At 71.9% G+C, this 12,711-nt stretch carries 10 protein-coding genes and 1 pseudogene; 6 read left to right on the plus strand and 5 right to left on the minus strand.

The window, feature by feature from the left end:
* Positions 1-969: pseudogene (locus tag IE244_RS40530) on the minus strand (M4 family metallopeptidase); the annotation flags it as partial.
* A 315-nt stretch (positions 970-1,284) separates the two neighbouring features.
* On the opposite strand from IE244_RS40530, the gene IE244_RS40535 reads away from it, so the two are divergent.
* Positions 1,285-2,340: an LLM class flavin-dependent oxidoreductase gene (locus tag IE244_RS40535; protein WP_191878585.1), complete on the plus strand. Its 1,056-nt coding sequence runs from the start codon at positions 1,285-1,287 to the stop codon at positions 2,338-2,340.
* 31 nt (positions 2,341-2,371) lie between these two features.
* On the opposite strand, the gene IE244_RS40540 is transcribed toward IE244_RS40535, so the two are convergent.
* Both IE244_RS40540 and IE244_RS40545 read right to left on the minus strand, forming a co-directional pair.
* Positions 2,372-3,346 (minus strand): TauD/TfdA dioxygenase family protein, encoded by a 975-nt coding sequence (locus IE244_RS40540; protein WP_191878586.1) that lies wholly within the window; start codon positions 3,344-3,346, stop codon positions 2,372-2,374.
* 57 nt (positions 3,347-3,403) lie between these two features.
* Positions 3,404-4,966 carry a glycoside hydrolase family 32 protein gene (locus IE244_RS40545; RefSeq protein WP_191878587.1) on the minus strand — a complete coding sequence of 521 codons (1,563 nt, stop codon included), beginning with the start codon at positions 4,964-4,966 and terminating at the stop codon, positions 3,404-3,406.
* Between the two features lie 151 nt (positions 4,967-5,117).
* Here IE244_RS40545 and IE244_RS40550 point away from each other — a divergent pair, with 151 nt between their 5' ends.
* From IE244_RS40550 to IE244_RS40565, 4 genes are read left to right on the plus strand one after another with little or no spacing between them, the layout of a single operon-like run.
* Positions 5,118-6,527: an extracellular solute-binding protein gene (locus IE244_RS40550; RefSeq protein ID WP_191878588.1), complete on the plus strand. Its 1,410-nt coding sequence runs from the start codon at positions 5,118-5,120 to the stop codon at positions 6,525-6,527.
* Complete coding sequence (locus IE244_RS40555; protein ID WP_191878589.1) at positions 6,524-7,474, plus strand: carbohydrate ABC transporter permease; 951 nt, start codon at positions 6,524-6,526, stop codon at positions 7,472-7,474. Before IE244_RS40550 ends, IE244_RS40555 begins: the two co-directional genes overlap by 4 nt.
* A gap of 14 nt (positions 7,475-7,488) precedes the next feature.
* Positions 7,489-8,361, plus strand: coding sequence for a carbohydrate ABC transporter permease (locus tag IE244_RS40560; protein ID WP_191878590.1), 873 nt, complete (start codon positions 7,489-7,491; stop codon positions 8,359-8,361).
* Entirely contained in the window at positions 8,358-9,758 is a 1,401-nt protein-coding gene (locus IE244_RS40565; RefSeq protein ID WP_191878591.1) for a glycoside hydrolase family 32 protein, read from the plus strand. Before IE244_RS40560 ends, IE244_RS40565 begins: the two co-directional genes overlap by 4 nt.
* Here IE244_RS40565 and IE244_RS40570 read toward each other — a convergent pair.
* Positions 9,721-10,785, minus strand: coding sequence for a LacI family DNA-binding transcriptional regulator (locus IE244_RS40570; RefSeq protein ID WP_191878610.1), 1,065 nt, complete (start codon positions 10,783-10,785; stop codon positions 9,721-9,723). The genes IE244_RS40565 and IE244_RS40570 overlap by 38 nt on opposite strands.
* Positions 10,786-10,879: 94 nt before the next feature.
* On the opposite strand from IE244_RS40570, the gene IE244_RS40575 reads away from it, so the two are divergent.
* Positions 10,880-11,710, plus strand: a complete 831-nt coding sequence (locus tag IE244_RS40575) for an aldo/keto reductase (protein WP_191878592.1) — start codon at positions 10,880-10,882, stop codon at positions 11,708-11,710.
* A gap of 24 nt (positions 11,711-11,734) precedes the next feature.
* On the opposite strand, the gene IE244_RS40580 is transcribed toward IE244_RS40575, so the two are convergent.
* A complete protein-coding gene (locus tag IE244_RS40580) occupies positions 11,735-12,619 on the minus strand; it encodes a helix-turn-helix domain-containing protein (protein ID WP_191878593.1) in 885 nt (294 codons plus the stop codon).
* Positions 12,620-12,711: the final 92 nt, after the last annotated feature.

Genomic DNA, 12,711 nt, shown 5'->3' on the forward strand with positions numbered 1-12,711 from the left:
CTTGATGCCGCTGCGGCCGAAGGTGTTCTTGTAGAAGTCCCAGGTCTCCTGCGCGCCGTAGTGGGCGTCCGCGCCCGCGGTGGCGGCGTTGGAGTTGGTGCCGTCGCCCCAGGTGTCGTTGCTCTGCGAGAACAACGTCCCGGTACCCGAGGTGCCGTGGTTCAGGTTGTACGTCTTGTGACCGCCGCGCGTCCCGTCGGTCAGCGTGTACGTCGACCCCGACTGGGTCGTGGTCAGCGTGACCTGTCCGCTGTACCGGGTGTTGCCGACGCCGGTGTCGATCGCCTGGTACCGGTACAGCTCCTTGCCGGTCATGGCGTCCGTGACGACGTGCAGCCGGCTGGGCGTGCCGTCGTCCTGGAAGCCGCCGATCACCGTCTCCCAGGCGAGCTTCGGGGTGCCGGAGCCGGCCCAGATCACCTTGCGGGCGCTGTCGGCGGAGGGCTTCTTCGCGGCGAGGGACTTGGCGGCCTTCAGGGCCTTGGACTCGGCGGCCGACTTGGTGAAGGCCGCGGTGGTGGAGGCGACCTTGATCCGGTGCTTGTTGTTGTAGGTGGTGGTCACGGTGCCCGCGGCCAGGGAGGCGGGCGGGGTGTGCACGACGAGGTCGCCGCCGAGGACGGGGAGCCCGGCGTAGGTCCGCTCGTACCGTGTGTGCAGGGTGCCGTCGTTGTCCTTGACGACGTCCTTGACGACCAGCTTCTCCTTGGCCCCGAGGCCGAGAGTGCGGGCGGTCGCGGCGGTCTTCTGCTGGGCGCTCCTGATCAGCGCCTGGTGCTGGGCCGGGCTGAGCCTGGTCTCCAGGGCGCCCGTGCGCAGCGGGCTGGGGTGGGGAGCGGCGGGCTTGGCGGCCGCCGGGGTGGCCTGGATGCCAATGGCGAGGAACGCCGCGGTGGAGACCAGGGCGGCTCCGACCGTGGCACGCTGGTGACCTCTGGGGGAAAGGGGTCTGTGGGGAAGGCGTCTCACTCGTACTCCTCCTGCTGCGGCCGCCGGGACGCGACCGGTGACAGACGGGCAGACGGGTCTTCTGCCCGGGCGAGCTGAGCTGTGCGGAACCGTGATCCGTGAACACACCGGGGATGTGCGGTGTGGGGGAAGGATTCCAGCCTTGTCTCGAACATGTCAGTCACGTGCAGGCATTCAAGGGTTTTCCCTATACGGGTCGGGGCGCCGGGCGGGAGCCATGGACGAGATCGCCATGCGGCCGAAGTGATCACACGGTTGTCACACTCGCCTGCCAGAATCGAAGACGGAAGCGACGTACGACCGCTGGAGGAGCCCGTGCCGTCCACCGCCCGCCCGCTGCGCAAGCTGGGTTTCCTCACCATCGGTCTGTTCGACCCGGCGGATCCGGCGCGGGGCCACGAGTCGACGCTGGAGATCATCGAGCTGGGCGAGCGGCTCGGTTTCGACAGCGCGTGGCTGAGGCACCGTCATCTGCAGTACGGCATCTCCTCCCCGGTCGCCGTCCTCGCCGCCGCCTCCCAGCGGACCCGCCGGATCGAGCTGGGCACCGCGGTGACGCCGCTCGGCTGGGAGAACCCGCTGCGGCTCGCCGAGGACCTGGCCACCGTCGACGTCCTGTCCGGCGGCCGGCTGAACCCAGGCGTCAGCGTGGGCCCGCCGATGCACTTCGAGCACGTCAAGGGCGCCCTCTACCCGGACACGGCCGAGTCGGAGGAGTTCGGCTACGAGCGGGTGCGGCGGCTGCTGGACCTGGTACGCGGCAAGCCCGCGAGCGACTTCGGCGGGGCCGAGGGATTCGAGGCCACGCGGCGGCCGCCGCATGTCGAATACACCAGCGATGTGGTCCAGCCGCACTCCCCCGGCCTGGGCAGGCGCATGTGGTATGGCGGTGGCAGTCTCGGTTCCGCGCGCTGGGCGGGCGAGCACGGCATGAACTTCCTGACCAGCAGCGTGGTCAGGGCGGAACAGCCGGACGGCCCCTGGGACTTCGCCGAGATCCAGCTGTCCCTCGTCAGGGAGTTCCGCGCCCATCACCCCGACGGGGAGGCGGCCCGGGTCTCGCAGGGCCTCGTCGTGATCCCCACCGACTCCGCGAGCCCGGAGCAGCGCGCCAAGTACGCGGCGTACGCGGACGGGCGCCTGCCCCGCACGGCTTCCCCACAGGGTCCGGGCCGGCTGCTGTTCGCCCCGGACCTGGTCGGCGGCTCGGAGCAGATCGCCGAACGGCTGCGCGCGCACGCCGCGTTCCGGGAGGTGGACGAGGTGGCGTTCGCGCTGCCGTTCACCTTCGAGCACGAGGACTACGTGCAGATCCTGACGGACATGGCGACGAGGCTGGGCCCGGCCCTGGGGTGGCGACCGGCGGGCTGACGCCTCCGCGGCGTCCGGCCACCGGCCCCGTTCACCAGCGGCCCGCCTCCGTACCCGTGACCGCCTCGGAACGCCTGCCGTCCACCCCCACCGGCACGTCTCCCGCGAGCATCACCCGGTGCATGATCCGTGGAGCACCCACGTGCGTGTGGTCGCCGGGGGCGAGGTGGATGGTGGCGCGGTTGTCCCAGAAGGCGACGCTGCCCGGCTCCCAGCGGAAGCGGACGGTGTACTCGGGGCGCACGGCCTGCTCCAGGAGCATCTCCAGCAGGGCCGCGCTCTCCGGGCGGGAGACGTCGGTGATCTGTTCCACGTAGTAGCCGTTGACGAGCAGCACCCGCTCCCCCGTCTCCGGGTGCACCCGGACCAGCGGGTGCACCGAGGTGACCTGGTGGTCGAGCAGATGGCGCAGGTAGGCGTCGTCGCCGGGGCGCGACTGGTAGCCGACGCCGAGGCGGTGCTCGGCGCGCAGGCCGTCCACGAAGGCCTGGACCGGCGCCGACAGACCGGCGTAGGCGGCGGCCAGGTTGGCCCAGGTGGTGTCGCCGCCGTACGGCGGGACGGTCTCGGCCCGCAGGATGGTCGCGGCGGGCGGGTCGATCCTGGCGCCGTGGTCGCAGTGCCAGCCGCGCAGCAGGGTGTGCCGGCGGCGCCCCAGCCACTCCTCGTGCTCCATACCGAACCGGCCGCCCAGCTCCAACCGGTCGGCGGTCGTCTCGACCTCGGGGAAGTCCGGCGGTGAGGCGCTGCCCCGCCGGCCGAGGACGACGGGTTCGCCGAACCGGCGGGCGAAGGCGACATGCCCGGCGTGGTCCAGTTCCTGCCCGCGGAAGAACACCACCTTCCAGCGCAGCACGGCCTGCCGGATCAGGGTCACCACGGAGTCGTCGAGCGGCCCGGCGAGGTCGACGCCGCTGATCTCGGCTCCGATGTGCCCGGCGACCGGCCTCACCCGCGCGCCCTGGGCCCGCCTTGTCTGATCAGCGGTGGCCCTGTGCGTCGTCATACGCGCTCCGATGCTCGTCCGAACCGGCTCCGCTCCCGATCGTGGCATCTGTGGCCCTCACACGGCGAACTCCCGGACGACCGTGTTCCGGAACACCGCCGTACCGCCGGCCGCGAACAGCGCCAGCCGGTCGTCCACCAGGTACGGGAACACCTCGCTGGAGTGCACGTACCGGCCGTCGTCCACGAACATCTCGACACAGGTGCGGTCCACCAGGATGCGCAGCCTCACCCCGCCGGCACTCGGGTCGAAGGGACTGCGGCTCTCCTGCCGGTCGCCGCTGGTGTCGGGGTTGACGGTGCCGCGCCGGTTGAGGAAGGCGTAGTCCCCCCAGACGCCGGCGTCGATGTGCCGTCCGCCGTCCGGTGAGCGGCGCAACTGCACACCCGCTCCCGTGAGCTGGGACCAGGTGATGTCCGTGGTCAGCTCGTAGGAGACGCCGGTGTAGTCGAGGAGGCGGGTGCCGTCGACGGTCAGGTCGCCGAGGTCCACCGTGCGGGAGACGTAGGAGTCGAGCGCCGTGAGCGGGCGGGAGGCGAGATGGTAACCGCTGGTGGCGGACTTCCTGAGGGTGATCTCGCGGACGATCGAGTCGGTGCCGTTGAAGCCGTCCGCGTCGATCGTGGGGGTGGTGTGCGCATAGGCCCAGTTGTTGAGCCAGCCCAGGGCGTACCGCGTGCGGGGATCCGGTGAGCCGTCGGCCTGCCGTTTCTCGAAGGTGACCGCCGCGTACCAGTCCCAGCCGTGGTCGAGCCACTGCGGGTCCGCGGAGTCGGCGGTGAAGGAGCTGCCGTCGAAGGAGCCGGTCCAGTAGGCGTAGGTGGGAGGCTGCCCCGACCCCGTGCCGTCCGCGCTCGCGCCCAGCACCCACTTCCGGGTGCCGTCGTCGGCGGTGATCCGGAACAGGTCGGGGCATTCGAGCACTCCGATGCCGTCCTTGGCGAAACCGCCCGCGTACGTCCAGGACTTGAGATCGGCCGAGTGGTAGAAGCCGATCCTGTCGCGTTCGGCGAGGGCCATCGCCCAGCGGTCGCGGTCGTCGTCGCGGATCACCTTCGGGTCACGGAAGTCCGCCCCCGTACCCGGGCTCGCGAGCACGGGATCGGTGCCGTGGTCGGTGAAGGTGCGGCCGCCGTCGGTGGAGTAGTACAGGAACTGCTCCTGGTGGTCGGTGCCGCCGCCGGGTGACATGGTGACGACGGCTATCACGGAACCCGCCCCGAATCCCGCGGTGTTGCCGGTGTCGACCACCGCCGAACCCGACCAGACGTCGCCGTTGACGGTGGTGTCCTTCGGTACGGCGATCCCCCGGTCCGTGAAGGAGACCAGGTCGGTGCTGGTGGCCAGGCGCCAGGCGGTGCCCACCTCGCCACCGTCGAGGTAGTCGGCGTTGCAGAGGTAGTAGTAGTGGTACTCGCCGTCGATCCAGAGCGGACGCTGGGGGTCGTTCTTCCACTGGTCGGGGACGGTGAAGTGGTAGCCGGCGCGGTAACTCACGCACGCACGTGCCGCCCTGGGCCGCGGGCTCGGCTTCGCCTCGGCGGACGACGTGGGCAGCAGCGCCGCGCCGACGCCGGCGGCGGTCGTCGCGAACAGGGCTCGTCTGGTCGGGCCGCGCATCACGCAGCGGGCCTCTCGTCACGCTTCATGGCATCAGGACTGTAGACCTAACTCGTTAAAGGTCAAGCGTTCCCGCGCCTTGACAGGGGCCTTGCGCGCTTCCCATCATCTGGGGCATCTCCCGATGGCTAACACGAGTTAGGCGCTTTGGATGACCGACTCGCACCACTCCCGCCGCGCACTGCTGCGCTACGGCGCCTACGGCGCGGGGGCCGCGGCGCTCGCCGGTACCGCCGCGAGCTGGGACCGCCTGACCGGAGCGGACATCCCCGGCCGCGACGACGGCTCCCTGGTCGTCGCGACCCTGGGCTCCGCGTTCTCCCCGGCCGGGATCCGCACGCTGGTCGCGGGCTTCCGCGCGCTCCACCCCGGCATCAAGGTCCGCGTCAACGCCGTACAGGCCGTGGACTGGTCGGACTTCTTCGCGAAGATCCTCACGCAGATCGCGGCGGGCACCGCTCCCGACCTGGTCTACGTGGCCACCGAGGGGGTGCAGCTGTTCGCCCGGCACCTGGGCGTGCCGCTGGACCGCTGGGTGCGGCGGGACGCGGCGGAGCTGAGGGAGTACTTCGCCGACGTCCACCCCTCACTGGTGGAGTCGATGATGTACGAGGGCAGCCTGTACCAGCTTCCGATCGAGTTCAACGCGGCCGACATGTACCTCAACACACGGGTGCTGCACCAGGCGGGCGCGGACCTCCCGGCCGACGACTGGACCCGGGACGACTTCACCGCGCTGCTGCGCCGGATGAAGAAGGCCAACGACTCCCACTTCACACCGTACTTCTGGACGAACCGGCTGTGGGGCGGGGTGGTGCCCTGGCTCTTCGCGAACGGCACCAACCTGCTCGCCGAGTCCAGGGCGCCCGGCGGCGGCTGGCTGTGGGACTGCTTCTATCCGGCCGCACAGCGCCGGGGGCGCGGGGGCGGCTTCCGCTGGACGACCCCGCAGGCCACGAACGGACGGGTCGAGGAGGCGTACGACTATCTCGCCGGCCTGATCCAGGAGGGGCTGTGCACCCGGCCCGAGGGCGGCAACGGCCAGAACCTCATCGGGGTGTTCTCCACCGGCCGCGTCGGGGTGACGCCCGCCGGCGGCTTCTGGGCGGGCGGTCTGCATCTGGCAGGCATGCGCGACGACGCCTTCGACGTACGGTACTTCCCCCGGTGGCGGACCCGGCGGCACCAGTTCGGCGCCGCGGGCTACGCGCTGCTGCGCACCTCGAAGAAGCAGGACGCCGCCTGGGAGTTCATCAAGTACTCGGCCCGGCTGGACACCCTGACCGAGCTGTTCTCGACCAACCAGACGACCCCGGCCCGCCGGTCGATGCTGGCGGCGGGCCGCTACCGGGAGACCGGCCCGGCGCACTGGCGGATCTTCTACGACACCCTCGACGCGTTCCCCGACACCGGTCCCGTTCCGGCACCGCCGCAGGTCGCCGAGGTGACCCAGGTGCTGCTCAAGCACACAGGGACGGCGCTGGCGAGCCCGCGCTCGGTCGGGCCCGCGCTGCGACGGATGCAGGGCGATCTGGAGAAGGCCATGGAGCGTGACGTATGACGGACACCCGGATTCCCGCCGTACGACCGCGGGCCGCGACCCCGCCCGTGACGGCCCCGCGGCGCTCGGCACGCGGGCGCGGGGCGCGGCTGCTGGCCGCGCTGTTCCTGGCTCCGACCGTGACCGGGATCGTGGTCTTCACGGTCGTACCGATCATCGGCTCGGTCGTGTTGAGCCTGTTCCACTGGGATGTGATCGATCCCCCCGGTTTCGCCGGAGCGGCCAACTACCGTGAGGTGTTCACCGATTCGACCGTACTGGTGTCCTTCCGGAACACGCTCGTCTTCATGGTGTTCGCGGTCGCCGCGCAGCTGCTGGTCGCCCTGTCGCTCGCCCTCACGCTGAACGGCCGGATGCCGGGCTGGCTGCGATCGGTCTTCCGCTCGGCCTTCTTCTTCCCGCTCGTGCTGTCCGCCGCGTCCATCTCGGTCGTGATGAAGTACCTGTTCAACCAGGACTTCGGCGTGGTCAACTGGCTGATCGGGCTGGTCGGGATCGCTCCGGTGCCCTGGCTGACCTCCGAGCTCGGCGCGATGGCCACGGTGATCATCGTGTACGTCTGGCAGCAGTTCGGCTTTTCCTTCCTGCTCTTCGTGGGCGGGCTGAACAACATCCCGAGGGAGATCCACGAGGCGGCCGCCCTCGACGGGGCCACCGGCCTGCGCAAGCACCTCGCCCTCACCCTTCCGTTGCTCTCCCCCACCCTGCTGGTGGCCTCGGTGGTCGGCATCATCAACGCCCTGCAGGTCTTCGAGCAGCCGTACGTGCTGACCGACGGCGGGCCCGGCGACTCCACCCGCACGGTGGTGATGGTCATCTACGAGAAGGCCTTCGAGCAGCTGCGGTTCGGCGAGGCGTCCGCCGTGGGCGTGCTCCTGTTCGTGCTGATCATGGCGGTGACCGCCGTCCAGTTCCGGCTCAGCCGGCGTTTCGTCCACTACCAGTGAGCCGGGTGAGTCCGATGAGCCGAGCAACCCTGACGAGCCGACCCCTTCCGTCCCTCAGCCGCGCCCGGTACTCGCTCGGGCCGTGGGCGCGCGTCGCCGGGCTGGCCGTGTGCGCCCTGCTCACGCTCGGTCCGGTCGTCTGGACCGTCTCCACCTCACTGCGCGCCCCCGCGGACTCGTTCAACCTGCCGCCGCAGATCATTCCGGCCCGCCCGGGCACCGCCGCCTACCACGGGGTGTTCGACCAGATAGACGTGTGGCTGCTGGCGCTCAACTCGACCCTCGTGACCGCTTTGGTCGCGGCAGGCCAGATGATCACCGCGGGACTCGCCGGATACGCGTTCGCCCGGCTCGACTTCCGGTTCAGGAAGCCGCTGTTCGGTCTGGTCCTGGCGACCATGATGGTCCCGCTGCAGGTCACGATCGTGCCCGTGTTCCTGGTGCTCAAGTCGATGGGACTGACCGACACGCTGCTCGGGTTGATCATCCCCGCGTTCCCGACCGCGTTCGGCACCTTCCTGATGCGCCAGTACTTCCTCGGCATGCCGAAGGACCTCGGCGAGGCCGCGATGCTGGACGGCGCCGGGCCCTGGCGGATCTTCCGGTCCGTGTACGCACCGCTGGCCACCCCCGGCCTTGCGATCGTCGGCGTACTCGCCTTCAACTACCACTGGAACGAGTTCTTCCGCCCGTTGATCCTGGAGACCTCCGGCCAGAACTACACGCTCCCGCTGGGCCTGGTCTCCCTGCAGGGCAATCTCGGCACCGGCTCCGTCTCCGTCGTCCTCGCCGGTGTCGTCCTCTCGATGCTCCCCGCCGTCGCCGTGTTCGTCGTCGGCCAGCGCCCTCTTCGCGAGGGCATCACCTCCGCAGGAGTCAACCGTTGAGCCCGGCACCTCCCGCCCCGGACCCCTCGGCCCCCCGTTTCCGGGTCCGTCCGCCAGCCGGCTGGATCAACGACCCCAACGGGCCGTTCCTCTGGCGCGGCCGCCACCACCTCTTCTACCAGCACAACCCCACCGCGCCGGTGCACACGAACGTCCACTGGGGGCACGTCTCCAGCCCTGACCTGGTCCACTGGGAACACCACCCCGTCGCCCTGACGCCGGCCCCGGGCGGCCCCGACGAGGCGGGCTGCTGGTCGGGCTGTGTGGTGGACGACGACGGCGTCCCCACGGCCGTGTACACGGGCGTCGACCACGCCCACGCCGGTCTCGGTACCGTCTGCCTGGCCCGCGCGGCCGATCCGGAGGACGACCGGCTCGCGGAGTGGCGCCCGCTGCCCGATCCCGTGGTCGCGGCGCCCCCCGCCGGGCTGGACGTCGTGATGTTCCGCGACCCGTTCGTCTTCCGCCACGCCGGCCGGCGCTGGGCCCTGCTCGGCGCGGGCCACGCCGACGGCACCCCGTCGGTCCTGCTGTACGACTGCGAGGAGCTGACCCGATGGCGGTTCGCCGGTGTCCTGCTGGACGGCCACGACCCGGTCGCCGCGGAGGCGTTGGGCGACGAGGCGGTCGGCTGGGAGTGCCCGCAGCTGTACCGGACGAGCGGCGGCGAGCAGGTGCTGGTGGTGTCCCTGTGGGACGGCGCGCCCTGCTCCACCGGATATCTGACCGGCCGTCTGAAGCCTGCGGCCCGGGGCGGGTTGTGCTTCACTGCCCGGGCCGGCGGCCGGCTGGACCACGGCCGGGACTTCTACGCGCCCGCGGTCCGCCAGGATGCCGACCGGGCCCTGATGTGGGGCTGGTCCTGGGAGGCCCGGGACCCGTCGGCGGTGCTGACGGCGGGCTGGGCGGGCACCCTCACCACCCCGAGAGAGGTCGACGTCCGCGCGGACGGCACCCTGCGCGTGACCCCGGCCCCGGAACTGGAACTGCTGCGCGCGGCCGAGCGGTTGGCGACCGCGCCGGGCCGGGTACCGCTCCCGCTGGCGTACGACCTCACGGTGACCGCGCGTGGCGGCACGACCGTCACCCTGCTGCGGGCGGCGGACCGGGCGCTCACCGTGCGGGTGGACCCGGCGGCGGGCACCGTCGTCCTGGACCGCGCCGGCTGGCCCCGCGCGGGGAGCGCGGGATCGGCACCGACCGCGGTGCGCGTGCCGACCGGCCCGGCCCTCACCATCCGGATCCTCGTCGACGGCTCGCTCCTCGAACTCTTCGTCGGGGACCGCGCAACGGTGACCGAACGGGTCTACCGCCGCCCGGACGACGTCGCCGAGCTGCTCGTCGACGGGGACGCCGAGGTCAGCGCGTGGGAACAGGTCCCACCGAGGCGCGGCTGACCACCGGGCAGGCCAGCCGCCGCACCGTGGCGGGCGGGGTGCGGCCGGTGTCGATGGATTCGAGCAGCAGCCGGGCCGCCGCCTCGCCCATCGCCCGGTGCGGCAGCGCGATCGTGGTCAGGGCCGGGGTGAGGAAGGCGGCCATGTGCTCCTGGTCGTCGTAGCCGACCACCGACAGCGCGCCGGGCACGGTGATCCCGAACCGGGTCGCGGCATGCAGGACGCCTGCCGCGACCCGGTCGTTGTAGCAGAAGATCCCGGTGGGGCGGCGGTGCGGATCGGCGCCGTCGAGGAGCCGGGCGGCGCCCTCGTAGCCGCTGGTGATCTCGCCGCCGGACCGCACCACCCACTCCTTGGGCACGGTGACGCCCTCGGCGCGCAGCGCGTCCCGGAAACCTCGCAGCCGCTCGGCGGAGGCGATGTCGTGCTGCCCGCCGACCAGGGCGATCCGGCGGTGTCCGGCCTCCAGCAGCAGCCGGGCGGCCGTACGTCCGCCGGCCCGCTCGGCCGGGATGACGGCGGGCAGCGAGTCGTCCTCGGGCAGGCAGTTGGCGAGCACGGAGTGGGTGCGGTGCAGGCCCTCGGGGACCCTGACCCGGCGCAGGGACATGGCGGCGTAGATGATGCCGTCGACGCGCCGGTCGAGGAGTTCGGCGACGGCCGCGTCCTCCTTGGCCGGGTCACCGCCGGAATCCACGGTGACCACGAGGTGGTCGCTGTCCCAGGCGGTCTCCATCGCGCCGCGCAGCAGCCGCCCCGCGAACGGCGACGAGGCGATCTCGTCGGTGACCAGCCCGATCACGGCCGTACGGCGGCGGCGCAGGCCGCGGGCGAGGGGGTCGGGCCGGTAGCCGAGCTGGGCGGCGGCCTCCCGGATGCGCTCCTGGGTGGCGGGCGAGAGGTTGCCCTCGGCCCGGCCGTTGAAGACGAAGGAGACGGCGGTGTGCGAGACGCCGGCGAGCCGGGCGACGTCCCGTGAGGTGGGCCGTGAGCCGACCGTGCCGTTGCTGTCCGCGCCGCCGCCCATCTCGTCCGCTGCCCTCTCCCCACCCGTCCGGTTGATCACCGCTCACCCTATCCGCGAGGCTGGAAGGACGACACAGTCGAGGGAAGGTCCCATCGTGAACGGCATTCCGGCGTACACGCTCAACGACGGCACGACGATCCCCGCCATCGGCCTCGGTACCTGGCCGCTGGACGACACGGCGGCCGAGCAGGCCGTACGCTCCGCGCTCGGTCTGGGCTACCGGCTGGTGGACACCGCGGCGAACTACCGCAACGAGACGGGTGTCGGGCGCGGCATAGCGGGCAGCGGTGTGCCCCGTGAGGAGGTGGTCGTCACCACCAAGCTGCCCGGCCGGCACCACGGTTACGAGGAGACCCTCGCGTCTTTCGAGGAGTCCCGCCGGCGGCTCGGGCTGGAGTACGTGGACCTCTTTCTGATCCACTGGCCGAATCCCCGGGTCGGCCGGTACGTCGACTCCTGGAAGGCGATGATCAGGCTGCGCGAGGACGGGCTGGTCCGCTCGATCGGCGTTTCCAACTTCACCCCGGAGCACATCACGCGGCTGGAGAAGGAGACCGGGGTACTGCCCTCGGTGAACCAGATCGAGCTGCATCCGCTGTTCCCGCAGGAGGAGCTGCGCGGTTTCCACGCGGACCAGGGCATCGTCACCGAGAGCTGGAGCCCGCTGGGCCGGGGCAGCGATCTGCTGGACGACCCCGCGGTGGCACGGATCGCCGAGGCGCACGGGGTGACACCGGCGCAGGTGCTGCTGCGCTGGCACGTCCAGCTGGGCGCGCTGCCCGTCCCGAAGTCGGCCGACCCCGGCCGGCAGCGCGCCAACCTGGACGTCTTCGGCTTCGAGCTGGACTCCGACCAGCTGGCGGCGATCGCGCACCGCGCGCCGCGCCGGCTGGGCGGGGACCCGGAGCGGCACGAGGAGTTCTGAGGCGACCGGGGCCCTGCCCGGGGCCTACCGTTCCTCGATCCGTCCCCGCCGTTCCCGCGCGCTCCCGTGCCGGTCGCCTTCGCTCGGCGGCGCGGCGAGACTGCCGAGGATGTCCAGCAGTTCGGCGCTGCGGCTGCCGGGCTCGGCGTGGAAGACGACCAGGGTGAGCCGGTCGGTGCCGTCCACGGACAGCTTGTCCGACCGCAGGTCCAGGTCGCCGACCTGCGGATGACTCAGCCGGCTCACCCGGCCGCGCCGGGGCCGTACCTCGTGCCGGGCCCACAGGGCACGGAAGCGTTCGCTGCGCAGGGACAACTCGCCGACCAGGTCGCGCAGCCGAGGGTCGTCCGCGTCGGCCCCGGCCCCGGAGCGCAGCGCGGCCACGCCCTCCTCGGTGAGGTCCTCCCAGTCCCGGCGCAGCTCGCGCTCGGCCGGGTCCAGGAAGACGGCACGCAGGAGCGTGACGCCGGGCCGGTAGTTCGGGGTGAGCGCCGTGGCGAGGGCGTTCGCGGCCAGGCAGTCGGTGTAGCGGTTCTGGATGTAGGCGGGGGTGCGCGGCCAGCCGTCGATGAGCTGCAGCAGGCTCGCCGGGACCTGCTCGGGGCGGTGCCCGGACCGTGCGCGGGAGCCGCGCCGCTCCTGGGCGAGGCCCACCAGGTGGGCGGTGGCGTCGGCGTCGAGCCGCAGCACGCCGGCGATGGCCTCCAGGACCTGCAGGGACGGGTTGCGGTCGCGGCCCTGCTCCAGCCGGAGGTAGTAGTCGGAGCTGATGCCGGCCAGCATCGCGACCTCCTCGCGGCGCAGTCCCGGCACCCGGCGCAGTCCGCCGCCGGGCAGTCCCACGTCCTTCGGCCGTACCAGGGCCCGGCGGGCGCGCAGGAACTCACCGAGCGCGTTCGATCCGTCCATGGCCCCACCGTACGACCGCCCGGGCGGCGGTGACTGGCCCTGTCACTCCCAGGATCGCCGGGGTACTGCAACGGCGGGGGGCACGGGCGCAG

The sequence above is a fragment of the Streptomyces filipinensis genome (assembly GCF_014649495.1).
GTDB classification, from domain to species: Bacteria; Actinomycetota; Actinomycetes; order Streptomycetales; family Streptomycetaceae; genus Streptomyces; species Streptomyces filipinensis.

What these genes read in the sequence shown, in the direction of transcription:
- IE244_RS40540 (WP_191878586.1), bottom strand. Translation starts at nt 3,346, where the DNA reads ATGACGACGCACAGGGCCACCGCTGATCAGACAAGGCGGGCCCAGGGC.
- IE244_RS40545 (WP_191878587.1), bottom strand. Translation starts at nt 4,966, where the DNA reads ATGCGCGGCCCGACCAGACGAGCCCTGTTCGCGACGACCGCCGCCGGC.
- IE244_RS40550 (WP_191878588.1), top strand. Translation starts at nt 5,118, where the DNA reads ATGACCGACTCGCACCACTCCCGCCGCGCACTGCTGCGCTACGGCGCC.
- IE244_RS40555 (WP_191878589.1), top strand. Translation starts at nt 6,524, where the DNA reads ATGACGGACACCCGGATTCCCGCCGTACGACCGCGGGCCGCGACCCCG.
- IE244_RS40560 (WP_191878590.1), top strand. Translation starts at nt 7,489, where the DNA reads ATGAGCCGAGCAACCCTGACGAGCCGACCCCTTCCGTCCCTCAGCCGC.
- IE244_RS40570 (WP_191878610.1), bottom strand. Translation starts at nt 10,785, where the DNA reads ATGGGCGGCGGCGCGGACAGCAACGGCACGGTCGGCTCACGGCCCACC.
- IE244_RS40580 (WP_191878593.1), bottom strand. Translation starts at nt 12,619, where the DNA reads ATGGACGGATCGAACGCGCTCGGTGAGTTCCTGCGCGCCCGCCGGGCC.